Consider the following 23776-nt stretch of genomic DNA (forward strand, 5'->3'; position numbering starts at 1 on the left):
GTAGAAAGGAGGGATGCGGCGACACGAGGACCAGAAGCGGGACGATGCGGGGCGGCCGGACCGCCGGACGGTGTTGGCGGACGCCGCGATCGGGGTGCTGGCCGACCTCGGGGTGCGCGGACTGACCCACCGGGCGGTCGACGCGGCGGCCGGGCTGCCGGTCGGAACCACCTCGGCCTACCTGCGGACCAGGCAGGCCCTGCTCACCGCACTGGTGCGGCGGCTGGTGGAGCTGGACCAGGGCGAGCTGCACGCCATGGGGGAGCGGGTGCCGGTCCGTTCGTCGGAGGAACTGGCCGACGGCATCGCCGAGTTGATGCGGCAACGACTGTCCGGCGACGGGCGGCGGCGCTCGCTGGCCCGGTACGCCTGCGCGGTGGAGAGTGTGCGCGATCCCGAACTGCGCGAGATCCTCGTCCCGCGGGAGAACGCCGGGCGCGCCGCCGTCCGCGCGTTCCTCGCCGACCAGGGCGTGACCGATCCCGACGGGCGGACCGCCACACTGCTGGCCTGCGTCGACGGTCTGGTCTTCGAGCACCTGGTGGGCGGCGGCGAGCCCGGTGCCGACGCGATCCAGGGACTGGTGGCGGCCGCCCTGCGGGGAGCGGGCGTGAGTTGAGGCCTGCCGCTCCTGGCCGGCGCGAGCCGGGTCGCGCCGGGTCGCGCCGGCGAGGAGTGGGACCATCTCCCGTCCACGGGCCGCCGAGCACCGGCGGGGAGCGCCGTGCCCTCGATGCCGATCGCGCAATAGCGGGAGCCCCTGGGTGTTCGGCCGCGCGGGAAATCCGCGCCCTTGTCGGCTGCGCAGGCCCCCCGCCGGACGCCGCCCGCCCCACCGAACCCGGACGGCCGACGGTCGATCGGCAACGCGGGATGACGAAATCTCAGGTCAATCAACCGTCAAGTTGGTTCATTCACAGAATATTTCGCGATGTGTCACATGACAGGTGGATGATTTACGCCGCTCCCAGGTCTTCCCACGGAGATCTCCGACTGACAGGCTGGGGCCGCCCTTTCAGTACGGAGGAGGTTCCTTGTCCCGCATATCCACGCTGGCCGGAGCGGTCACCTGCGCTCTCGCACTTGTCACCGGCACCGCCGCCGCCGCTTCGGCAGCGCCTATTGACCAGACCCCGAGCCTGGCCGAGGCGAAGGTCGATCCCGTCGCCTGGACGCCGTGCAACCCCGACCCGACCAAGCCGGACCCCGGCATCTACGACTGTGCCGTCTACCCCGTGCCGCTGGACTACGACAAGCCGTCGGGCGAGAAGGTCGGCATCGCGATGATGCGGCGGCGGGCGAGCGACCCGTCGAAGCGGATCGGCTCGCTGTTCCTCAACCCGGGCGGCCCGGGCGGCAGTGGCTACCTGTGGGCGACGACCGCCCGCTTCGGCACCGAGGTGCAGTCGAAGTTCGACCTGGTCGGCTTCGACCCGCGCGGCGTGGCCCGGAGCAACCCGCTCAAGTGCTTCAAGACCCAGGAGGACGCCGACGCGGTCACCAACCGCATGGTCGGCGTGCCGGTCACCAAGGCCGAGATCAACGAGACGCTGGACGCGGACCAGGACTACACCGACGCGTGCAGCAAGAACGCCGGCCCGCTGATCGAGCACATGTCGACCATCAACGTGGTGCGCGACCTCGACCGGATGCGCCGCGCCGTCGGTGACGCCCAGCTCACCTTCGCCGGGTTCTCCTACGGCACCCTGATCGGTTCGACGTACGCCAACATGTACCCGAACAAGGTCCGCGCGATCATCGTCGACGGCAACGTCGACCCGAACCTGCGCCTGCACAACGGCCTGGAGTACGACCGCCAGCGGGCGAACGGCTTCGAGCTGGCCCTGGACGAGTTCCTCAAGCGCTGCCAGACCGCCGGCGCCCCGCGCTGCGCCTTCGGCGAGGGCGACACCCGGGCCAAGTTCGACCAGCTCCGCGACCACCTGCGGACCAGCCCGATCACGCTGCCGAACGGCTCCAAGGTGACGCTGAGCAGCTTCACCGGCGAGGTGGCCAGCGCCCTGTACTCGCAGGCCAAGCTGGCCCCGCTGGCCAAGTCCCTCCAGGCGACCTACCAGGTGTTCCAGAAGCCGGCCGCGGCCGCCCTGCTGGCCCCGCAGGCGAACGTCTCGGACGAGGACGCCAACCTGCTCTCGGTGGACGTCCCGCGGACGGCGCTGCGGGAGGCCCCGGTCGACTCCGAGTACACCGCGGACGACTCCTACATGGCCGTCAACTGCCAGGACAAGCCGTACCCCTCCAACGACCGGGTGTTCGCGAACGCGGCCAAGGCCTGGGAGAAGGAGATGCCGACCTTCGGCCGCTACCAGGCCTTCGACGCGCCCGCGTGCGCGAGCTGGCCGGCCCCGGCCCGGGACGCCGAGCGCTTCTCCGGCCCGTGGAACAAGAAGACCTCCAACACCGTGATGGTCATCGGCAACCTCTACGACCCGGCCACCCAGTACAAGTTCGCCCAGCGGATGCAGCAGGAGCTGGGCAACGCGGTGCTGGTCAGCGTCGACTCGATCGAGCACTGCGCGGTCGGCCGCAGCCAGGCGCTGAACAAGATGGTCACCCGCTACCTGGTCGACGGCACCGCGCCGGCGGCCGGCCAGCTGCTGAAGCCGGACGCGGAGATCTTCCCGGCGGTCTGACGGAACGGCCCCCGGTGATCCGGGGGAGGGTTTGACGGTCGTGGTGGTCGGCGGTGCAGCCGGCCACCACGACCGTGTTTTCCGGGCGAGTTCCCGGAGGGCCGGGAGGGCCCGGAGAACACGGAGAACGCGGAGACGGATCGTCATCGAACCTCCCGTGGAGCGGATTCCTGCGATTCGTCGGCGACCATAGCCCATGCCACTGACAATGGGATTCCGGCGTCAAGGTGACGGTCAAGACCAGGCTGGACCAGCAGGAATGACGTACTGTCACACTTTCCATTAACCGATTCCCGTGGCCGGATATCCGTGTTAGCGTGCGGGCCGCCGGCTTCTCTCGGACTCGGGAAAGTGGGGACGGAACATGCGGTACGAATTCTCCCGGCGGGGATTCCTGGGCGGTGCCGGCGCGGCGGCCGCCGGGATCACCGCCGCTTCCACGGGCGCGGCGGCGGCCGAGGGCGCGCGCCGGGAGCTGCCGAAGGGGCGGTCGGTGCTCCCCGGTGACCCCCGCTACCAGACCCTCGCCCAGGGCTTCAACCAGCGGTGGAGCAGCAGTCCCGCCTACATCCGGCTGGTGGGCGACGAGGCCGACGCGGTCGCCGAGGTGAACCGCGCGCTGGACGCCGGGCTACGGCCGACGGTCCGCGGCGGCGGGCACTGCTACGAGGGTTTCGTCGACAACGACCAGGGCGTCATCCTCGACCTCGGCACGATGCGCGGCGTCGCCGCCTCGACCGACAAGTTCGGCCGGCCCACCTACGGCGTCGACGGCGGCGCGACCAACTGGGACGTCTACACCACGCTGTTCCGGGAGTACGCCGTCACCCTGCCCGCCGGGTCCTGCTACTCGGTCGGCGCGGGCGGGCACGTCTGCGGCGGCGGGTACGGCCTGCTCTCCCGGCGGCACGGGCTCACCGTCGACCACCTCGTCCAGGTCGACGTGGTCACCGTCCGGGGCGGCCGGGCGGTGGTGACGAAGGCGCACCGCGAGGACGCGCCGGGCTCGCCCGAGCAGGACCTCTTCTGGGCCCACACCGGCGGCGGGGGCGGGAACTTCGGGGTGGTGCTGCGCTATCACTTCGCATCGGACGTGCCCCAGCCGCCGCCCCGGGTCTGGCTGAGCAGCGTGGCCTGGCCCTGGGCCGAACTGCTCCGGCGGCCGGCCGACTTCGAGACCCTGGTGGCCAACTTCGGCGCCTTCATGGCCGAGCACAGCGGCCCGCGGGAGGAGGTGTGCCAGGGGCTGTTCGCCATCCTCAAGCTCACCCACCACTCCAACGGGAACGTCGTCCTGTTCAGCCAGTGGGACGGAGCGGACCCGGCCCCGCTCGACGCCTTCGTGGCCGCCGTCGAACAGGGGATGACGACGCGCCCGGTGGTGCAGACCCGCTCGGCCGGCGGGCTGTTCCTGCCCTACCCGGACAAGCGGCGCCGGATGCCCTGGTTCCAGGCGACCATGACGCTCAACCCCTCGGGAGACAACGAGCGGGGCAAGCACAAGTCGGCCTACCACCGGGAGCCGTTCGCCCCGGCGCAGATCGCCGCCTTCTGGGACTGGCTGACGCGGGACGTCGAGGGGGTGGACCTCTCGAACACGGTGGTCCAGATCGACTCCTACGGCTGCCGGATCAACGCCCGCCGCCCCGAGGAGACGGCCGTCCCGCAGCGCGACTCGATCATGAAGCTGCAGTACCAGACGCACTGGACGGACCCGGCCGAGGACGAGAAGCACCTCGCCTACCTGAGCGGGCTGTACCGCGACGTCTACCGGGAGACGGGCGGTGTCCCGGAGGTCGACACCGCGACGGACGGTGCCTACGTCAACTACCCGGACACCGACCTGGGCACCGCCGACCAGCCCGACCCGGACTACCCGCGCCTCTACTACAAGGGCAACTACCCACGGCTGCAACGCACCAAGGCCTACTGGGACGGGGAGGAGGTGTTCCACCACGCCCAATCGATCATCCCGGCCGGGCCCTGAGTCCGAGCGCCGGCGCCCCACGGGGGCGGGGAGGCACCCCGCATCCCCACCCCCGTAGAGCAGTCCGGTCACGCGCACCCGTAGCGCACACCGGGATCAGCCCCGGGGCCCGGGCCCGTTCCGCTAGGCGGCCTGCTCCGCCTCCTCCTCGACGATCCGTCCGTCCCGGACCTCGATCACCCGGTCGGCGAGCCCCATCAGCGTCGGGTCGTGGGTGGCGACCAGCACGGTGACGCCCTCGCTGCGCACCACCGCGCGCAGCAGCTCCATGATCGAGCGGCCGGTCTCGGAGTCCAGCTGACCGGTCGGCTCGTCGGCGATGATCAGGCTGGGCTGGTTGGCCAGCGCACGGGCGATGGCGACGCGCTGCTGCTGGCCGCCGGAGAGCTCGCCGGGGCGCTGGTTGGCGTGGTCGGCGAGGCCGACCAGGGCGAGGAGGGTGTGGGCGCGCTCTTCGCGCTCGGCGGCCGGGGCCTTGCGCAGCCGCAGGGGCACGCCGACGTTCTCGGCGGCGGTGAGCATCGGGATCAGCCCGAAGGACTGGAAGACGAAGCCGATCCGCTCCCGCCGCAGGGCGAGCCGGCCATCCTCGTCCAGCGAGGCTAGGTCGATGCCGTCCAGCGCGATGCTGCCGCCGGTCGGTGCGTCCAGGCCGCCGACCAGGTTCAGCAGGGTGGTCTTGCCGGAGCCGGACCGGCCCTTGAGCGCGGTGAGTTCACCACGGCCGACGGTGAACGAGACGCCGCGCAGGGCGTGCACGGTCCGCTCACCGGTGCCGAAGCTCCGGCGGAGGTCGGTGACGGCCACCATCGGCTGGGTGGTGGTGTCGGCGGTGGCGGCCTGAGGCTGCGTCATGCGGCGTCCCCCTGTGGGCGTGGCGGCCCGGTTCCATCCGGGTCCCGTCCGGTTCTACGGATATGAGTGCTCCGGCGGTTCACGTTCCCGGGCGGGAATCCGAGAAGTCGGTGTCCCGGGCCAAAGGAGTGCGCCGAAGCCGGATTTGTGAGGTGTTCATGGCATTTCAAGTAGGGCATCCCCGGCCGGGATGCTACCAATGAAAGGAATTTGCTCACTGCTTACTTGATTCGCGCAAGTCCCTTCCGTTCCTGGATCGAATCTGACAGCATCGTCCGCTATCCGGCGACCGATAGCCGGTGATCAATGCGCCGGTGTGCCCGCGGTGTGTCCATCTGTGACCGATCTGCACGCGGATCGGCACTCGGATCGGACCGACGAGCGGGGCCCGGGGATGCAACCGGGGACGTAAGTCCGGGGGAGGAACCTGATGCTCGGCTTCGTCGTGCGCCGACTGCGCGGACGAGTGCCGCTGGCTGCCGCCGTCCTGCTCGCGGTGCTGATCACCACATCCGTGCTGACCGCCTTGGTCGCCTTCAACAGCAGTGTCGGCGAGGCCGGCCTGCGACAGGCGCTCCAAGGTCCCGGTCACGCACGGACCACGGTGACGGTGACCGGCGAGCACGGGCTCGACCAGCGGACGAAGGACGAGGAGGCGCTCGCCTCCTACCGGCAGAAGCTCTTCGGCGACCTGCCCGTGCACACCGACAGCGTGATGCGCAGCCGCTCCTACAGCCTGCCCGGCTCCGGGGGTGCGGCGAACGGCACCGCGGCGAACGGCAATCCGGCCAACGGCACCGCGGCCAACGGCAGCCCGGCGACCGGCAGTCCGGCGAGCGGCACCGGCGCAGCCGGCGCCTCCGCCGGCCAGGCCCCCGGCGCCCAGCTCGACCTGACGGTCCTCGCCGACCTCGACCGCGGCCGGGTCCAACTGGTGGCCGGCGCCTGGCCGGGCGCCGCCACCGGGCCGGCCCAGTCTGTTGCCCCGGAGGCCGCCGTCCCGCAGAGCCTGCTGCGCCGGCTCGGTCTGACCGAGCAGGCCCTGCCCGCCGAGGTCCGGCTCGTCGACCGGAACGACAGCAAGCCGCTGACCGTCCGGATCACCGGCGTCTACCGGGCCACCGACCCGGCCGCCCCGTACTGGCGGATCGACCCGGTCGGCGGCCACGAGATCGAGGTCGCCGGCTTCACCACCTTCGGCCCGATGATGGTCGACCAGAGCGCCTTCACCACGGCCGGCCTGGTCCAGAGCAGCCGCGGCTGGTCGCTGGACGCCGACTTCTCCGGCGTCGACCGGGCCGCCGCGCAGGCCGTCGGCGACCGCGCCCAGCGCCTCTCCGATGAGCTGCGGACCTCCGGTTCGCTCGCCGCGAAGACCGAACTGCCCGACATCATGCGCGAGTTGTCCGACAGCATGGTGGTCGCCCGGTCCACCCTGTTGATCGGCGCCCTCCAGCTGGCGGTGCTCGCCGCGGCGGCCCTGCTGCTGGTCGTGCACCTGATCGCCGCGCGGCAGGAGTCCGAGAACGAGATGCTCGCCGCGCGCGGCGCCTCGGCCGTCCGGCTCGGCTCCTTCACCGCGCTGGAGTCGCTGCTGCTGGCCCTGCCCGCGGCGGTGTTCGCGCCGCTGCTGACCCCGTTCCTGGTCCGCGCGCTGGCCGGCCTCGGCAGCGCCCACCAGGTATCCCTGGACACCGGCATCAGCTGGTCGCTCTGGCCGGTGGCCGTGGTCTGCGCGTTCGCCTGCATCCTGCTGGCCACCGTGCCGAGCGTGGTGCGCGGCGTCGGTGCCGCCCTGCGCCGCCGGGCCGGCCGCCGCCAGGCGGTGGTCTCCGGCGTCGCCCGCAACGGCGGCGACATCGCCGTGCTCGCCCTGGCCGCGCTCGCCTACCAGCAGCTCGACCAGTACGGCGGCGGGCTGTCGCCCGACTCCACCGGCCGGCTGGACGTGGACCTGCTGCTGGTCGCCACCCCGACCCTCGCCCTGTGCGCCGGCACCCTGGTGGTGCTGCGGCTGCTGCCGGTCGTCGCCCGGCTCGGCGCCCGCGCGGCGGCCCGGGGCAGCGGCCTCGGCCCCGCCATGGTCGGCTGGCAGCTGGCCCGCCGGCCCGGCCGCGCCACCGGCCCCGTCCTGCTCCTCGTCATGGCCGTGGCCACCGGCGTCCTGGCGCTCGGTCAGCACGCCACCTGGACCGCCTCCCAGCGCGACCAGGCGGCCTTCGCCACGGCCGGCGGCCTGCGCATCTCCGGCTCGCACAACGCGCCGATGGGTCAGGGCGGCCGCTACGGCAGCCTGCCCGGCGGCGACCGGCTGGTCGCGGTGGTGCGCGACGAGCAGCCGCTGCAGGGCGGCTCCGGCCAGCTGATGGCCGTGGACGCCGCCGCCTTCGCCGAACGCGTCCCGGTCCGCTCCGACCTGCTCGACGGCCGCACCGGCGCGGAGGTCTTCGGCTCGCTCGCCTCCCCCGCCCCCGCCGGCATCCCGCTGCCCGGCAGCCCGCTGCGGATCGACGCGGACATCGCGGTGAGCCAGCAGGAGCCGAAGAACTCGCGGTTCACCAGCGTCCCGATCCAGCCCGAGGTCCGGCTGCTGCTGCGCGACCGCTTCGGCCTGGTCCACAAGGTTCCGTTCGGCGAGCTCCCGATGAACGGCCAGGTCCACTCCTCGATCCGGCTCGGCGCGCTGGTCGACGCTCCGGTGGGCTCGGTCGCCGCCCCGCTGACCGTGGTCGGCGCGAACGTCGCCTTCGGCGACCGCAGCGAGGGCGAGGTCACCCTGCGGAACCTGGCCGTCTCGGACACCGCCGACGGACCGTCCACCGCCGTCCCGGTGCCGTCCGGTGCCGGCTGGACCATCAAGCCGCCGGAGTCCCGCAACGGCGCGGGCGGCTCGCCGGTGGCCGCGCTCGCCTCCGAAGCGGCCGCCCCCGACAGCCTGTTCACGGTCCGCTACCACCCCGCGGGCGGCATCGGAGACCCGATCCGCGCGGTGCTGAGCCCGACCGGGGCGCCCCTGCCGGCCGCCGTCAACGGCGTCGCCACCCACGACTACCTGAAGTCCGTCGGAGCCTCCGTCGGCGACACCCTCCAGGTGCCGTTCAGCGGGGTCGTCGTCCCGGTCAAGGTGACCGGCGCGGTCGAGGCCCTCCCGGTGGCCGGCCAGCGGGCGCTGCTGCTGGACCTCGGCTCGGTCGCCCGGATGCTGTCCGTCCAGGACCGCAACCTGCCCTCCCGTACCGAGTGGTGGCTGCCCGCCACGGGGCCGGGCGACCGCATCCCGGCCGAGGCCGCCGCCGCCCTGCGCGGCGCGCCCGGCAGCCAGGACCTCGCGCTCTACGAGGAGGTCTCCGAGGGCCTCCTCGGCGACCCGGTCGGCGCCGCCCCGCAGAGCGCGCTGATGGCCATCGCGATCGTCACCGCCGTGCTCGCCGCGATCGGCTTCGCCGCCGCGGTGGCCGGTTCGGCGCACGAGCGCTCCCGGGACTCCGCGCTGCTGCTCGCCCTGGGCGCCCCGCGCAAGCAGGTCACCCGGACCGTCGCCGCCGAGAACGCGGTGCTGGTCGGCCTGGGCGGGATCGTCGGCCTCGCCCTCGGAGCCCTGCTCGTCCGGCTGATCGTGCCCTTCGTGGTGCTGACCCCGGCGGCCCGCCGCCCGGTGCCGGAGGCCCTGGTCGAGCTGCCGTTCGGTCAGGCGCTGCTGTTCGCGGGCGCGATCGCCGTCGTCCCGCTGCTGTCGGCCTTCCTGATCGGCCGCCGGCGTCGAGACGTGGCCGCGCGGCTGCGCCACGTGGAGGAGATGTGACCACCAAGGCCGGCACCACCGTGCCCACCCCCGCGCCGCCGCCGGCGCCCGAACCGGCGCGGGCCCACCGGCCCGCGCCCTGGGTCCGCACCCGGCTGCGCGCGATGCCGCTGGCCGCGCTGCTCACGGCGGCCCTCGCGCTCGTCACCGTCTTCCTGGCGGCGGCCTTCCCGCGCATCGCGGACCGGAACGCGGACAGCGCGCTCCAGGAGTTCACGCGCGGCCTGGGCACCAACGTCACCAACCTGGAGGTCACCTCCGGGCTGGCCCCCGGCGACGACGGCGCCGCCCTCGAAGCCCTGCAGCGGAAGTTCGACGCGCAGATCGGACGGCAGCTGCCGCTGAGCGCGTCCGCCCAGGTCCACGGCACCCGGATCAAGACCGAGCGGAAGATGTTCAACCCGGGGTTCACCCGGCTCTCCGACCGGGCCGTCCCGGGGCTCGGCCTGTTCTACCTGCACGGCCTCGCCGACCGGGCGACGCTGACCGCGGGCACCTGGCCGGGCCCCGCCCCGGTCGACGGCCCGCTGCCGATCGCGCTGAGCCAGCAGGCCGCCGAGGCCATCAACATCAAGGTCGGCGACGTCATCGAGAGCGGCACCGACGGACCGGTCGCGCTGCGCACCACCGTGACCGGCCTCTACCGGGTCAACGACCCCCAGGACCCGTTCTGGGAGGGACTCGGCTGCCCGTCCAGGGCCTGCCTGGGCGTCAAGGGCGAGGACGCGTGGTACTGGACCAGCGGCTTCGTCGACGGCGGCAGCCTGACCGCGCTGGCCCGCTGGGGTTCGAGCGGCCAGAACTTCTGGCGGCTGCCCGTCGACCCCGGCTCGCTGCGCGCCGACGAGCTCGACCACACCCGCGAGGTCCTCGGCTCGTACACGGCCGGTCCCGGCATGACCGCCCTGATCGACGCCACCCTCCGGGCCGACCTGCACGCCACCTCGCTGATGCCGGACGTCCTCGCCCGGGCCACCGCCCGCTACCAGGCCGCGGCCCCGCTCGGCGCCATCGGGCCGGCCGGTGTCGCCGGCGTCGCGGTCGTGGTGCTCTGCCTGGCCGCGGCGCTCAGCACGGACCGGCGCACGGCCGAGATCCGGCTGCTCCAGGCCCGCGGCGGCTCGCGCACCGGGGTACTGCTGCGGCTGCTCGGGGAGGGCGCGGTGACCGTGCTGCCCGCCGCCGTGCTCGGTACGGCCCTCGCGCTGGTGCTGCTGCCCACCCCGCGCTGGGGCACCCCGGTGCTGCTGGCGCTCGCCGTGACCCTGCTCGCGATCCTGGTCTTCCCGGTCCGGGCCGCGCTGCTCTGGGCGCGCCCGCGGGCGGCCGGCGGCTGGCGCCGGATGGTCGGCGAACTCGCCGTGCTGGCCGTCACCGCCGCGGCCGTGGCCGAGGTCCGACGTCGCGGCGTCGGCCACCCCGGTAGCGGCGTCGACCCGCTGCTGGTGGCCGCCCCGCTGCTGCTCGCCGTCTCCGGCGGCCTGCTGCTGGCGAGGATCGAGCCGGTCGTGGTCGGCTGGCTGGCCGCACTCGCCGGCCGCGGCCGCGGACTGGTCGGCTTCCTCGGCCTGGTCCGGGCCGCCCGCGACAACTCGGGCCGGCGGCGGCCCTCGGCGCTGCCGCTGCTCGCCCTGCTGATCGCCGTCACCGCCACCGGCTTCGGGGCCACCGTGCTCGACACGGTGGACCACTCCCGGGCGCGTGCCGCCCGGCTCTCCACCGGCGGCGACGTGTCCGTCTCCGTCCCGCTCTACGCGAACCTGCCGGAGGCCTTCACCAAGGCGGCCGGCGAACTGCCCGGCGTCCGGGCGGCGACCGGCGCGTGGATCGAGGAGCGGGCCACCTTCGTCGGCGCCGACCGGGAGACCGCCGAGGCCGTGCTGGTGGTGGTCGAGCCCGAGGCCTACGCGGAGATCTCCCGTACCGTCGGGGTCGGCGGGTACGACCCGGCCAGGCTGACCGCCGCCCCGGGCGGCAAGGACGGCCCGGTCCCCGCGCTGTTCAGCCGGGACCTGGCCGCGCACCTGGCCTCGGGCGCACCGCAGGTGCGCACGCCCTCCGGCAGTCAGATGGTCACCAGCGTCGCCGGGATCGTCACGGCCACGCCCGCCTTCCCGGACCCCGGCAAGCCCTTCGTCGTGGTGCCGGCCGGCCCCGCCGCGGAGCACCTGCCGGAGCTCAAGCGGTCGAACCGGGTGAACAAGTGGTTCGCCGTCGGCGACGTCGATCCGGACCGGGTCCGCGCCCTGCTGCGGGAGCGCGCCATCGGCAGCGGCGAGCTCCTGGGGCGCGTCGCCAAGCTGATCGACGCGGAGGCCACGGCGGCCGGGAAGACCACCGCCGGCCTGCCCCCCGGCTATGTGGTGCACAGCAGCCGCGAGAAGGTCGCCGAGCTGGCCGGCGACCCGGTGCAGCACGCCGCCGGGCGGCTGTTCTGGTACTCGGGCTTCGCCGCCGCCGGCTTCGCCCTGCTAGCCGTGCTGCTGACGCTGCTGCGGGCCGCGCCGGACCGTACGGCGGTGCTCGCCCGGCTGCGCACCATGGGCCTGCGGCCCCGGCAGGGCCTGGTGCTGATCATCGCCGAGGCGCTGCCGCAGACCCTGGCGGCGGCCGTCGGCGGCGGGCTGGTCGCGCTGGCCGCGGTCGCCCTGCTCGGGGGCGCCTTCGACCTCTCGGCGCTGGTCGGTGCCACCGTCGGCGAGACCCTGGCCCCGGCGGTGCTGCCGGTGCTGCTGCCCACCGCCGGTCTGGCCCTGGTGGTCGGCCTCGGCGTGGTGCTGGAGACCCTGGTCGCCGGCCGGCGCCAGATCGCCACCGAACTGCGAGCGGGGGAACGGCAATGAGGCCGGCACGGACGGCGGCGGACCCGCCGGGAGCGGCGGGCGGGGGCGGTGCACGGGCCGTGACAGCGGCCCGGTCCGCCGGGACAGTGGAGAGCGGTGCGATGAAGCAGACAGTCGAGACAGGAGACCACCGGTGAAGAGCACTCCCCAGGAGCGGACGGTCACCGAGGCCCCCAGCCTCCAGGAGCTCCAGCAGCGGGCCCTCGCCGCCGCCTCGCCCAAGGCGTACGGCGAGGGAGCGGCCATCGTCTGCGACCGGCTGGTCCGGATCTTCAGCGCGGAGGGGGTCGAGGTCCAGGCGCTCCAGGGCCTGGAGCTGACCATCCGCCAGGGCGACCTGGTCGCCCTGGTCGGCGCCTCGGGCAGCGGCAAGTCCACGCTGCTCACCATCCTCGCCGGGCTGGACGTGCCGACCGCCGGCACCGCCACCGTGGCCGGCTGCGACCTGCTGGAGATGTCGGTCAAGGAGCGGCTGCGCTACCGGCGCGAGGTGGTCGGCTTCATCTGGCAGCAGACCGCCCGCAACCTGCTGCCCTTCCTCACCGCCGCCGAGAACATCGCCCTGCCGATGCAGCTGCGCGGTCGTCGTTCGGGCGCCGGCGGGGCCCGGCAGCAGGCGGCCCGGGTGGCGGAGCTGATGGAGGCGTTGGAGATCGGCGAGCTCGCCCACCGCAAGCCCAACGAGCTCTCCGGCGGCCAGCAGCAGCGGGTGGCGATCGCGGTGGCGATGGCCAACAACCCGCCGGTGCTGCTCGCCGACGAGCCCACCGGCGAGCTGGACTCGGAGACCGCCGGGATCATCTTCGAGTCCTTCCGCACCGTCAACCGCGAACTGGGCGCCACCGTCGTGATCGTCACCCACGACCCGATGGTCGCGGGCGAGGTCCGTCGCACGGTCGCGATCCGGGACGGGCGGACCGCCAGCGAGGTGCTGCGCCGCACCGTGACGGACGAGCACGGCGAGGAGTCGGTGAACGAGCGCGAGTACGTGATGCTGGACCGCAGCGGCCGGGTGCAGCTGCCGGTCAAGTTCCTGGAGTCGCTCGGCATGGAGCACCGGGTGGCGGTCGATCTCGCCGCCGACCACATCGAGGTCCGGCCGGACGACATCGCCGGGCACTGACCGGCGGTGGGCGGCGCGGCGTCAGCTGTCGCCGCCCATCCGCTGGAAGAGGCCGCTGCCCTCGGCGTCCGCCCGGAGGTCGGGCGGCGCCTCCTCCGCGGCGCGCTCGCCGCGCGAGGTGGCGGTGCAGAGGGCGAAGACGATCAGGGCACTGGCCGCCACGGCGAGGATGCCCAGTGCGGTCAGGACGCGTAGCCAGGTCAAGGGAGTGCCTCCTGGGGGGACGGTGCGGCCCACAGCGACGTGCACGGCGCTGCCGGGGATGTATCGGCAGGTCGGGCCGCACGATCGAGTGCCCACGGACGGTTCTTCCCGCCGGGTGGCGCACGAGAGGTCGCCCGCGTAGGCGCTCGATGCACTCGTCGGGCGCGTCACACCCCGTCGCGCGCCCCCGCGGTGGCGGACGCCCGTCCGCTCCCGGCGTCCACCTGGGCCCGCAGGGCGGCGAGGTCCGGCTTCCCGAGACCGTTCAGCGGGATCGCGGGCAGCAGCAGGAGCGAGTCCGGGGCGCACCGGCCGAGGCCGTGCGCCCGGGCCCAGCGGTGCAGCTGCCCGGCCGTCAGCCGCGAGCCGGGGACGAGGGCGACGGCGGCGTGCACCCGCTCCAGGCGGTCCGGGTCGGTGGTCGTGAACATCACCGCCTCGCGGACCTCCGGGTGGGTGCGCAGCGGCTCCTCGATCTCGCGGGGGAACACATTGTGCCCCTCGACGACCGCCATCGGGTCCCGCCGCCCGGCCACCGTCAGATAGCCGGCCGCGTCCAGGCTGCCCAGGTCGCCGGTGTGCAGCCAGCCGTCCCGGAGCACCTGCCCGGTCAGCTCCGGGTCGCGCCAGTAGCCGGCCATCGCGGTCGGCGTCCGGACGCAGATCTCCCCGGTCCGGTCCGGCGGCAGCTCGGCGCCGTCCTCGTCCAGGACGCGCAGCCCGGTGTCCGGGTACGGGCGGCCCGCGGTGGTCAGCAGCCGCGGTGCCAGGTGCTCGTCCGGGCCCAACCGGGAGACCGGCCCGCACTCCGTCAGGCTGTAGGTCTGGTGCAGCACCCGGCCCAGCCGGCGGGTCGCCTCGGCGAGCCGCCGCGGCGAGGGCGCGCAGCCGGTGTAGCCGACCCGGCGCAGGCTGCCGGTGTCGGTCGTCGGCAGCAGCGGGTGGTCCAGCAGCCGGTACAGCAGGTGCGGCGGCAGGTACATCCGGGACACCCGGTGCCGCTCGACCGCCGCCAGCACGGCCCCGGCGTCGAACCCGTCCTGCATCACCACCGTGCCCCCCGCCGCCAGCGCCAGGTCCGCCGTGGTGCCGCCGCCGTGGCAGAGCGGGGTGCACAGCAGGAAGACCGAGCCGGCCAGCAGCGGCGGGCGCGGCGGACGGGCGAAGCGGCGCAGCACCCCCTTCGGGCGCCCGGTCGTGCCGCCGGTGAACCGCACCGCCATCACGTCCTCGGGCCGGTAGCGGGGCGCCAGCGGGGCGGGGGAGCGGGCCGCGGCGAGGTCCAGCAGGTCCGTGCCGAGCCCGAGCGGCGACGGGCCCAGCGAGAGCAGGACGGCCGAGGGCACCGCCCGCGCGACCCCGTCGGCCGCCGCCGCGCACCGGACCGGGTCGAAGACCAGCGCGGACGTCCCGGCGAACTCCGCCAGCGCCACCTGCTCGGCGACCGGCCCGTCCGGGAACGGCATCGCCACCCGGCAGCCCAGCAGATTCGCGGCCAGCCGCACCAGCAGCGCCTCCGGCCGGTTCCCGGCCAGCACCGTCACCCCGTCCCCGCGCCCGAGCCCGGCCCGCTCCAGCGCGCGGGCGGCGCGGTGCACCAGGTCCAGGCAGCGCTGCCCGGTCCACTCCTCGTCCCCGTACCGGAGCGCCACCCGGGCGGGATCGCGGGCGAGCCCGTCCAGCACCAGCGCGGTGTACGTCGGAGCCGCCTCCGCCATGGCCCGTCCTCCTGTCTGACGGCTCGTCAGCCTAGTGGACGGCGGGCCCACGGGTGCACTGCGGTCGCCGGGGGCCCAGGAGTCCCGACGGGTGCGGGTGGGCGCCGACGGACCGGTGCGGGCCTGCGGGGTCCCCTCGGCCCCCGGCCGGAGGGCGCCCCCGCTTCCTCTCCGCGAGGCGCGCACGCCCGACGCCGAGGCCCGGTCCGGCCGGATCCGCCGAGCGGCCGGCCGGGCGTTGTTGTTAGGGTTCCCGGTCGGACGTGAACGGGGGCTCGGACTGGTGGGCGGCGGGGTGGATGCGGTCGTGGCGCCGCGCGGCGTGGTCGATCTGCGGGGCGAGGCCGGGGCGGGGTTCGTCACCGCCTACCCGGCCGACGCCGTCGTGGTGGTGTCCGGGCTGCCGGGGGCCGGGAAGAGCACGCTGCTGCGGCGCTGGTCCGGGGCGGCGGTCCGGGCCGTGGACCCGCGGACGGTGCACGAGGCCTGCGAGGCCGTGATGCCCGCCGCCCTGCCGTACGCGGTGTACCGGCCGTGGGCCCGGCTGGAGCACTTCCGGCTGCTGCGCTCCTCGGTGCGCGGCGGCGGCCCGCTGCTGGTGCACGACTGCGGCAGCCGCGCCTGGATGCGGCGCTGGCTCGCCCGGGAGGCGGCCCGCCGGGGCCGCGAACTGCACCTGGTGCTGCTGGACGTCGGCGCCGCCACCGCGCTGGACGGCCAGCGGGCCCGCGGCCGGCACGCCTCCAGCCGGGTCTTCGCCCGCCACCGCCGCGGCCTGGAGCAGCTGTTGGCCGCCTTCACCCGGCACGTGCGCGCCGGCGGCCCGATGCCGACCCCGGAGGCCTCGTCCGTCCTGCTGCTGGACGCGGCCTCCCGCTCCCGCGCCGAGACGGTCCGCTTCGGCGCGGCGGGCTGAGCCGGGCCGGCGGCCGCCGTCACCGACGGGCCCGGCGCTCGGCCTCGGCGTGCCACCAGCCGGGCGGGGAAGATCCGTTGACGACCGCGGACGCCTGCTCGGGGTGCAGCCCGATCGTCCGCAGGGCGTCGGCGTCGACCCGGACGTCGAACCAGCCGCGCCACCGGCCGTCCGGGCCGACCCCGCAGAGCAGGTCACTGCGCACCGCATCGGCGGCGATGGGCATCCAGTCGATGCCCCGGTCGCGCAGTCAAGCGCGGAGGGCGGCCGGCGGGGTCGGGCGGCCGGGAAGGTTCTCGTACGCCGCGATGGTGATCCAGTCGTCGGGTTCGCTCATGCGGCCATGCTGACACGGATCGGATCGGGTCGGCAGTGGAAAAGGAGTCGGGGCGGCGGAACCCGCCTTCGCCGGGCGGGCGTTGGCGGCCGGGAGTGGCGTTAAACCGGTCGCCTCCCACCCGGGCCCGGGCCTACCCTCGGCGGCGTGCCGGACGATCGAGCGCAGGGGGGCGGATGAGCCAGGCCGAGGCCGTGAGGGTGGTCAACACGCTGGGCGCGCGCTGGGTCGGGCAGGTCGACCCGGAGGGTGGGACGGTCCTGATGCCGGCCGGTGTCTGGCCGCTGCTCGGCCTGCTGGCGCCGGCCGGAAGCCCCGCCGTCCAGGGCGAGTTGACGCAGGCCCTGGGTCTGCCGCCGGAGGCTGCCGCCGAGCGGGCCCGGGAACTCCTCGGTCTGCTGGAGGGCATCCCGGCGGTCGGCTCGGCCCTCGGGCTCTGGACGGGTGAGCGGCTGCGGCTGCGCCCGGAGTGGCCGGCCGGGCTGCCGGCGGGTGTACACGGGCGGCTCTCCGGTGACGTCCGGCAGGACCAGGCGCGGCTGGACGCCTGGGCCGCCCGGGCCACCGGCGGTCTGATCGACGCCATGCCGGTGCGGTTGGACCGGGAGACCCGCCTGGTGCTGGCCGCGGCGCTCACCGTCCGGACCGACTGGATCCGGCCGTTCGACGAGATCGACGGTCCGCCGGAGGGTCCGGCGGACGCCTGGGGCAGGCCCGTCCGGTACCTGTCGCGGTACACCTGCCTGCTGGACCGGGCCGCCGTGCTGGAGTCACCGACCGGGCTCGTCACCGAAGTGCGGGTGCACGGGTACGGGGACATCAGTGTCCATCTGCTGCTCGGCGAGCCCGGCGCGTCGCCCGGCCGGGTGCTGGCCACCGGCATCGAGGCGTTGAGCGGGCGCCACCGCCGGACCACCGCCGACCGCCTGCCCGTCGGCACCCCCGGCCCCGGCCTGACGATCGACCTGATCCGGCGGTACGAACCGGAGGATCTGTTGGCCGTGGACGTCCCGCGGTTCACCGTCGGGGCCGACCACGATCTGCTCGCCCGCCCCGACCTCTTCGGCCTGGCCACACTGGGGACCCGCTCGGAGACCGAGCACCGCCTGCCCGGGCTCGGCGGAGCGGAACCGCTGTTCATCGACGGCGCCCGGCAGCGCGCCACCGCGACCTTCGGCCCGGACGGCTTCCGGGCCGCCTCGGTGACCGCCCTCGGAGTCGCCGGGAGCGGCGCCGCGCGCCCGCGCCCGTCGTACCTGCGGCGGATCGTCCGGGCCGGCTTCGGACGGCCGTTCGGCTTCGTCGCCGTCCACCGCACCTCCGGTCTGCTCCTGGCCGCGGGCTGGGTCACCGATCCGGACCCCGCGAGCGGTGTCCGGGCCTGAACCTCCTGGCAGGCAGGCCCGGGTGGCCGGCGGGGCACCGGCGAGAACCGGCCTGCCGGAGGGTCATGATCGTCACTTCGCCCCCGCGGCGGGGCCCGGCACTGCCAGACTGGGGCCTGCAGAGTCCGTCACGGAGAGAGGTCGCACCCCGCATGTCCAGCAGCGCCGTCGTCGAGAATCCGTGGTTCCGCAGATTCAACCCGTCCGACTCCGCGCCCGCCCGGATCGTGATCTTCCCGCACGCCGGCGGCTCGGCCAGCTACTACCTGGAGTACGCCAACGCGCTGGCGCCGCACGCCGATGTGCTCGCCGTCCAGTACCCGGGCCGGCAGAACCGCATCGGCGAGCCGACGATCGGCTCGGTGACCGGCCTCGCCGAGCAGCTCGCCCGGGAGCTGCGGGAGTGGGCGGACCGGCCGCTCACCTTCTTCGGGCACAGCATGGGCGCGGCCGTCGCCTTCGAGACGGTCCGCTGCTTCGAGCGCGACGGCGTACGGGGACCGGACCGGCTGGTCGTCTCGGCCGGCCGCGCGCCCTCGCTGCCCCGGACGACCAGGGTCCACCAGCTGCCGGACGACGAACTGCTCGCCGAGATCTCCGCGCTCGGCGGCACGGACGACCGGATCTTCGCCGTGCCCGGCCTGCGCGAGCTGGTCCTGCCGAGCCTGCGGGCCGACTACATGGCCGTTGAGACCTACTGCAGCACCCCGGACGCGACCGTGTCGCTGCCGATCACCGCCCTGGCGGGGGAGTCCGACGCGCACGCCACCGTCGACCAGGTCGGTCAGTGGGAGCGGCATACCACCGGCCCCTTCGACCTGCGGGTCTTCCAGGGCGGGCACTTCTACCTGGCCGACCGGACCCAGGACGTGGTGGAGGTGCTCACCGCGCACCTGCGCGGCTGAGCTGGCCCGGGGCACCCCGGGCGGCCGGGGCGGCGGCGCGGTCCGCACGCCGCCGCCTCCTTCGAACGGATGCGCCCGCCACCGGTGACCGGAGCGCGCCCGCTCGACTACTGTGCCTGCTTGACGAACCGTCAACAGACCACCAGGAGGCAGCGTGCGCCGGATCGCCGTCGTCGGAGCGGGCCAGGCCGGCCTCCAACTCGCGCTCGGGCTGGTGGCGGACGGGTACCGGGTGACGCTGGTCGCCGAGCGCACCCCGGAGCAGCTGCGCGGCGGCCGGGTGCTGTCCACCCAGGCGATGTTCGGCCCAGCCCTGCGGATCGAGGCGGCGGCCGGGCTGGACCTCTGGGCGGAGCGGGCACCGGCCGTCTCCTCGGTGGAGGCGGTGCTGGCGGCGCCCCCCGGCGTGCGGGCGCTGGAGTACACCATGACGCTGGACGAGCCCGCCCAGTCGGTGGACCAGCGGCTCAAGCTGGCCGGCTGGCTGGAACTGCTGGCCGAGCGCGGCGGCGTGGTCGAGTACCGCACGCTGGACCGCGGCGGGCTGCACGAGCTGGCCCGTCGGCACGAGCTGACCGTGGTCGCGGCTGGCCGCGGCGCCCTGTCCGGGATCTTCGAACGCGACGCCGTCCGCTCGCCGTTCGACGGGCCGCAGCGGGCGCTGTCCTGCCTGTACGCGCACGGCGTCGGCTCGCCGGACCCGGCCGCCGGGCCGAGGGCCCGGATGAACGCCCTGCCCGGCCTCGGCGAGCTGTACCTGCAGCCGGCGCTCACCCTCTCCGGCCCCTGCGACATCCTGCTCTGGGAGGCGCTGCCCGGCGGCCCGCTGGACGCGTTCGGCGACGCCCCGCCGCCGGACGTCCAACTGGCCCGGATCCGCGAGCTGTTGGCCGAGTACCTGCCCTGGGAGGCGGAGCTCTGGACGGAGGCCGAGCCGACCGACGCCGGGGCCGGGCTGTTCGGCGCGGTCACCCCGGTGGTCCGGCGCGCGGTGGCGGAGCTCGGCTCGGGCGTGGACGCCGTCCACGTGCTGGGCCTCGGCGACGCGGTGGTGGTGACCGACCCGATCGCCGGGCAGGGCGCCAACAACGCCGCCCGGGCGGCCGAGGCCTATCGCCGGGCCGTCGTGGAGCACGGCGACGCCCCGTACACGGCCGACTGGATGTGCCGCACCGCCGAGCGGTTCTGGCAGCAACAGGCCCGCCACAGCGTCGAGTTCACCGCCGCGATGCTGACCGTGCCGGACCACCTCCAGGGGGTGTTCGCGGCCGCCGCCGAACACCCGGAGGTCGGCCGCCGGCTCGCCAACACCTACGCCGAAGCGCGCGATTACGCCGCCTGGCTCGCCACCCCCGAGCTGACCGCCGCCTACCTGGCCTCGGTGGGCAACTCCTCAGCGGGGAGCCAGGTTCGGCTCGGCGACGAGGACGGGTCCGGCGGCTCCTGTCGGTAGGAACCGCCGGACCCGGGGGCCGTACGACAGCACGACCGGACACGGGACTTCCGGGCCCGAGGCGGTCGGGCGCGGGTGCGGCCGGCTCAGCGCGGCCCGGTGCCCGTGGCGCGCAGTCTGTCGAGGGTGTGGTCCAGGTTGGCCTGGGTCGCCGCGACGGCGGCGTCCGGGTCACCCGCGGCGATCGCCTCGACCAGGGTGCGGTGCGCGTGGGTGATGCCCTCCGCTTCGACGCCGTCGTGGAGCCGGTTGTCAGCCACCACGTGGCCGGCCGCTTCGCGCAGCGCGTCGACGAAGGAGTCGAAGAGGCGGATGAGCACCGGGTTGTGCGCCGCCCGGACGACCTGGCGGTGCAGTTCCAGGTCGGTCTCGACGAGCTCGGCCGGGCCGGTGGCCGCGTCGCGGGCGGCCAGCGCCGCCCGGAGTGCGGTGACGTCCGCCTCGGTGCGCCGCTGCGCGGCCAGCCTGCCCGCCTCCACCTCCAGCGCCGCCCGGACCTCGTACACGTCGAAGACCTCCGAGCGCCGCAGCTCCCGGTCGAACTCCGAGACCGGGGCGGCGGCGGCCACGTACGTGCCCGAGCCCTGACGGGCGCGCAGCTGGCCGTCGGCGATCAGCACCCGGACGGCCTCGCGCGAGGTGGTCCGGCCGACTCCGAGGAGTCGGCTCAGCTCCACCTCACCGGGCAGTTTGCTGCCGACCGGCCACTCGCCCGTGCCGATCAGTCGGCGCAGCTCGGCCGTGGCTTCCTCCACCAGTGAGCGATGGCGTACCGGGCGAACAGTCATGAGGACGACCCTATCGTCCTCCGGGTGCCGCACCCGTGGCGGCCTGCTCGTTCACCCGTTCCGGGGCCGGTTCCGACTGCTCCTCCGGCCCCGCCTCCGGCAGTACGCGGTCGCGCAGCCGCAGCGCGGAGCCGAGTCCGAGCGCCAGCACGCCGAGGACCAGGGCGAGGACGGTCCGCAGGCCGTGGGCGTCGGCCAGGCCGCCGAGCGCCGGTGCGGCGAGGCCGCCCACGGACATGGCGAGTCCGAGGGTCAGCCCGCTGGCGGTGCCGGGCCGGGTGGGCAGGTAGTCCTGGGCGAGTGTCACCTGCGGGGCGAAGGGCAGGAACATGGCCAGTCCGAACGCCACCGCGCCGGCCATGGCGACCGCGACGGAGGGTGCGAAGGCCACGGCGGCCAGGGCGGGGACGGCCAGCAGGTAGCCGGTGCGGATCGGGGTCATCCGTCCGTGCCGGTCGCCGAGCCAGCCGCCGAGCAGGGTGCCGGCCGCCCCGGCGAGGGTGAGCAGGGTCAGTGCGGCGGCGCCGGTTCCCGTCGAGCCGTGGAGGTCGCGCTGGATGTGGAGGGCGAGCATCGAGGTGACGGTCACGTAGGGGATCGACCAGGCGACGGTGGTCGCGGCGAGGCGTCCGAACGCCCGCCAGTCGTCGCGGTGGGAGCTCGTCGCCGAGCCCCGGGCGGCGGCCGGGGTCGCCGGGGTGTGGCCGCGGTACCGCAGCCAGCGGCCCCGCGCGGCCCACAGCAGGGCCGTCACCAGCGCCGGGACGGCCAGCAGCCAGCTGCCGCCCAGGCCGTACGCGCCGACCACGAGGGTGACCAGGGCCGGTGCCAGCGAGGCGCCGAGGGTGCCCCCGACGGAGAACAGGCTCATCGCCCGCTGGGACTGTCCGCCGGCGACCCGGGCCTGGTTGGTGGCGGCCGGGTGGTAGGCGGCGATGCCGATGCCGGCCAGGGCGGCGAAGAGCCAGGTCAGCGGGTAGCTGTCGGCGAGGGCGGCGCCGGTGATCCCGGCCGCGGCGGTGAGGAAGCCGGCCGGGATGAGCCAGCCGCGGGGGCGGCGGTCGACCAGCAGGCCGAACAGCGGCTGGACCACGCTGGACAGGCCGCTCGCGGCCAGGGCGATGCCGGAGACGGCGGTGTAGCTGTAGTGCCGCTGGGACATCAGGAAGGGCAGCAGCGCCGGGACGGCGCCCTGGTAGAGGTCGTTGACGATGTGGGTGCCGGTCAGGAAGGCCAGCTGTCCGCGCTTCACCGCGTCCCCCGCTCGGGCCGCGCCGTGTTCTGCCCGGTCGCCCGCTCCAGGACGGCCGCCTGCCGGGCGGCGTGGTGGTGCCAGGGCCGGGCCCGTTCCAGCTGGGCGCCGAGGGAGAGCAGGAGGCCCTCCTGGTGGAGCCGGGCGGTCAGCATCACGCCGATCGGCAGTCCGTCCGGGGTCCAGTGCAGCGGCAGGCTGATCGACGGCCGGCCGGTGAGGTTCGCCACCGGCGTGCGCGGGGTGACGGCGAGCATCCGGGCGTAGGTCCGCTCCGGGGCGTCCGGGTCGGCCAACGACCCGACCGGCAGCGGCGGTTGGTCCGTCGTGGGGCTCAGCACCGCGTCGAAGCGGTCGTACCGGTGGCAGATCGTCCGGGCGGTGGCGGTCAGCGAGGCCATCGCCGAGGCCAGCCGGACCGCGCTGTGCTCGTTGCCCCGGGCGCGCAGCCAGCGGGTCAGCGGCAGCAGCCGGTCCTCCCGCTCCGGCGGGACGGGCACGGCGGCGGCCAGCACGCTCCACAGCACGGTGAAGTCCGGCACGTACTCGGCGGGGTCGAACGGCGGGGCCTCCTCCACCCGGTGGCCGAGGTCGGCGAGCAGGTCGGCGGTGCGGCGGGAGGCCAGCGCGGCCTCCGGGTGCCACCCGTCCGTCCGGGGCAGGACGCCGATCCGCAGCGGGCCGGGCTCACGTTCGACGCAGGCCCTGAAGTGGCCGGCGGGGGAGGCGGGCAGGGTGCTGCCGTCGCCCGGGACGCTGCCGGCCATGACGTCCAGCAGGAGGGCCGCGTCCAGCACCGTCCGGGCCAGCGGGCCGGCGGTGGCCAGCCCGAAGGCGTCCGTGCCGGGGGCGGTCGTCACCCGGCCCCGGCTGGGCTTGAGGCCGACCACGCCGCAGGCGGCGGCCGGGATCCGGACCGAGCCGCCGCCGTCGCTGCCCAGGGCCCCGGCGGCCAGTCCGGCGGAGACCGAGGCGGCCGCCCCGCCGCTGGAACCCCCGGCGCCGCGGCCGGGGTCGTACGGGCTGCGCGCGGTGGCGTGGACCGTCTCCGTGTAGGCGGAGCAGCCGAACTCGGCGGCCGTGGTGGTGCCCAGCAGCACGCCGCCCGCGGCCCGGAGGGCGCCGACCACGGCGGCGTCCTGCGGAGCGGTGCGGTCGTCGAAGGCGGCGGAGCCCGCGGTGAACGGGAGCCCGCCGACCGGCCAGGTGTCCTTCACCGACAGCGGCACGCCGAGCAGTGGCGGCAGCCCGGGGCCGTCCCCGGCGGCGGCCAGCCGGGCCTCGGCCGCACGGGCGGCCCGGCGGGCGCCGGGCGCGTCGACCGTGCGGTAGGCGCCGAGCACGCCGTCGAGTTCCTCGATCCGGCGCAGGTGGTGGTCGACCAGTTCGGTCGGCGAGACGGTGCGCCCGCGGATCGCCGCGGCCTGTTCGGCCAGCGTCAGGGCATGGAGGTTTGACATGATCACTCTCCCCAAGTAGTCCTCAGGTCCCCAGGTCTTCAGGTCCTCTGAGGACTTCACCATAGAGGCGGGCCCGACTCGATGGCAAGGCAAG

Annotated in this window: 17 protein-coding genes; 10 read left to right on the forward strand and 7 right to left on the reverse strand. The window is 75.0% G+C overall.

What is annotated here, in order from left to right; translation table 11 throughout:
- The first annotated feature begins 13 nt into the window (after window positions 1-13).
- The 3 genes from ACFY4B_RS25210 (at window position 14) to ACFY4B_RS25220 (ending at window position 4641) form a co-directional block, all read left to right on the forward strand.
- The gene (locus ACFY4B_RS25210) at window positions 14-619 is read left to right on the forward strand and encodes a TetR/AcrR family transcriptional regulator (protein WP_380743283.1); all 606 of its coding nucleotides are present in this window, start codon (window positions 14-16) and stop codon (window positions 617-619) included.
- A 415-nt stretch (window positions 620-1034) separates the two neighbouring features.
- On the forward strand, window positions 1035-2654 hold the full coding sequence (locus ACFY4B_RS25215; protein ID WP_198959396.1) for an alpha/beta hydrolase: 1620 nt from the start codon (window positions 1035-1037) through the stop codon (window positions 2652-2654).
- Between the two features lie 364 nt (window positions 2655-3018).
- Window positions 3019-4641: an FAD-dependent oxidoreductase gene (locus ACFY4B_RS25220; RefSeq protein ID WP_387971182.1), complete on the forward strand. Its 1623-nt coding sequence runs from the start codon at window positions 3019-3021 to the stop codon at window positions 4639-4641.
- Window positions 4642-4764: 123 nt separating this feature from the next.
- Here the strand turns inward: ACFY4B_RS25220 and ACFY4B_RS25225 are convergent, their stop codons facing one another.
- Window positions 4765-5496 (reverse strand): ABC transporter ATP-binding protein, encoded by a 732-nt coding sequence (locus ACFY4B_RS25225; protein WP_049656422.1) that lies wholly within the window; start codon window positions 5494-5496, stop codon window positions 4765-4767.
- 430 nt (window positions 5497-5926) lie between these two features.
- Here ACFY4B_RS25225 and ACFY4B_RS25230 point away from each other — a divergent pair, with 430 nt between their 5' ends.
- From ACFY4B_RS25230 to ACFY4B_RS25240, 3 genes are all read left to right on the forward strand, one after another.
- Window positions 5927-9298 carry an ABC transporter permease gene (locus ACFY4B_RS25230; protein ID WP_387971185.1) on the forward strand — a complete coding sequence of 1124 codons (3372 nt, stop codon included), beginning with the start codon at window positions 5927-5929 and terminating at the stop codon, window positions 9296-9298.
- A complete protein-coding gene (locus ACFY4B_RS25235; RefSeq protein WP_375874962.1) occupies window positions 9295-12141 on the forward strand; it encodes a hypothetical protein in 2847 nt (948 codons plus the stop codon). The genes ACFY4B_RS25230 and ACFY4B_RS25235 overlap by 4 nt, the downstream gene beginning before the upstream one ends.
- A 133-nt stretch (window positions 12142-12274) precedes the next feature.
- On the forward strand, window positions 12275-13264 hold the full coding sequence (locus tag ACFY4B_RS25240) for an ABC transporter ATP-binding protein (RefSeq protein ID WP_049658967.1): 990 nt from the start codon (window positions 12275-12277) through the stop codon (window positions 13262-13264).
- Between the two features lie 21 nt (window positions 13265-13285).
- On the opposite strand, the gene ACFY4B_RS25245 is transcribed toward ACFY4B_RS25240, so the two are convergent.
- Both ACFY4B_RS25245 and ACFY4B_RS25250 read right to left on the reverse strand, forming a co-directional pair.
- The gene (locus ACFY4B_RS25245) at window positions 13286-13468 is read right to left on the reverse strand and encodes a hypothetical protein (RefSeq protein ID WP_049658969.1); all 183 of its coding nucleotides are present in this window, start codon (window positions 13466-13468) and stop codon (window positions 13286-13288) included.
- A 167-nt stretch (window positions 13469-13635) separates the two neighbouring features.
- On the reverse strand, window positions 13636-15186 hold the full coding sequence (locus ACFY4B_RS25250; protein ID WP_387971189.1) for an AMP-binding protein: 1551 nt from the start codon (window positions 15184-15186) through the stop codon (window positions 13636-13638).
- Between the two features lie 295 nt (window positions 15187-15481).
- Here ACFY4B_RS25250 and ACFY4B_RS25255 point away from each other — a divergent pair, with 295 nt between their 5' ends.
- On the forward strand, window positions 15482-16102 hold the full coding sequence (locus ACFY4B_RS25255; protein ID WP_387971192.1) for an AAA family ATPase: 621 nt from the start codon (window positions 15482-15484) through the stop codon (window positions 16100-16102).
- Window positions 16103-16121: 19 nt separating this feature from the next.
- On the opposite strand, the gene ACFY4B_RS25260 is transcribed toward ACFY4B_RS25255, so the two are convergent.
- Window positions 16122-16328, reverse strand: coding sequence for a hypothetical protein (locus ACFY4B_RS25260; RefSeq protein ID WP_387971195.1), 207 nt, complete (start codon window positions 16326-16328; stop codon window positions 16122-16124).
- A gap of 287 nt (window positions 16329-16615) precedes the next feature.
- Between ACFY4B_RS25260 and ACFY4B_RS25265 the strand changes: the two genes are divergently transcribed.
- The 3 genes from ACFY4B_RS25265 to ACFY4B_RS25275 all read left to right on the forward strand — a co-directional run bounded on the left by ACFY4B_RS25265 (window position 16616) and on the right by ACFY4B_RS25275 (window position 20182).
- The gene (locus ACFY4B_RS25265; protein ID WP_387971198.1) at window positions 16616-17824 is read left to right on the forward strand and encodes a proteinase inhibitor I4 serpin; all 1209 of its coding nucleotides are present in this window, start codon (window positions 16616-16618) and stop codon (window positions 17822-17824) included.
- Between the two features lie 152 nt (window positions 17825-17976).
- Entirely contained in the window at window positions 17977-18729 is a 753-nt protein-coding gene (locus tag ACFY4B_RS25270; protein ID WP_375874958.1) for a thioesterase II family protein, read from the forward strand.
- Window positions 18730-18883: 154 nt separating this feature from the next.
- Entirely contained in the window at window positions 18884-20182 is a 1299-nt protein-coding gene (locus ACFY4B_RS25275; protein WP_387971201.1) for a styrene monooxygenase/indole monooxygenase family protein, read from the forward strand.
- A gap of 86 nt (window positions 20183-20268) precedes the next feature.
- On the opposite strand, the gene ACFY4B_RS25280 is transcribed toward ACFY4B_RS25275, so the two are convergent.
- The 3 genes from ACFY4B_RS25280 to ACFY4B_RS25290 are packed head-to-tail and all read right to left on the reverse strand — an operon-like array spanning window position 20269 to window position 23682.
- Window positions 20269-20970, reverse strand: coding sequence for a FadR/GntR family transcriptional regulator (locus ACFY4B_RS25280; RefSeq protein WP_387971204.1), 702 nt, complete (start codon window positions 20968-20970; stop codon window positions 20269-20271).
- A 10-nt stretch (window positions 20971-20980) separates the two neighbouring features.
- Window positions 20981-22222, reverse strand: coding sequence for an MFS transporter (locus ACFY4B_RS25285; protein ID WP_387971207.1), 1242 nt, complete (start codon window positions 22220-22222; stop codon window positions 20981-20983).
- Window positions 22219-23682, reverse strand: coding sequence for an amidase (locus tag ACFY4B_RS25290; protein WP_387971209.1), 1464 nt, complete (start codon window positions 23680-23682; stop codon window positions 22219-22221). Before ACFY4B_RS25290 ends, ACFY4B_RS25285 begins: the two co-directional genes overlap by 4 nt.
- Between the last annotated feature and the right edge of the window lie 94 nt (window positions 23683-23776).

It is taken from the genome of Kitasatospora sp. NPDC001261 (genome assembly GCF_042896795.1).
In the GTDB taxonomy this organism is placed as follows: Bacteria; Actinomycetota; Actinomycetes; order Streptomycetales; family Streptomycetaceae; genus Kitasatospora.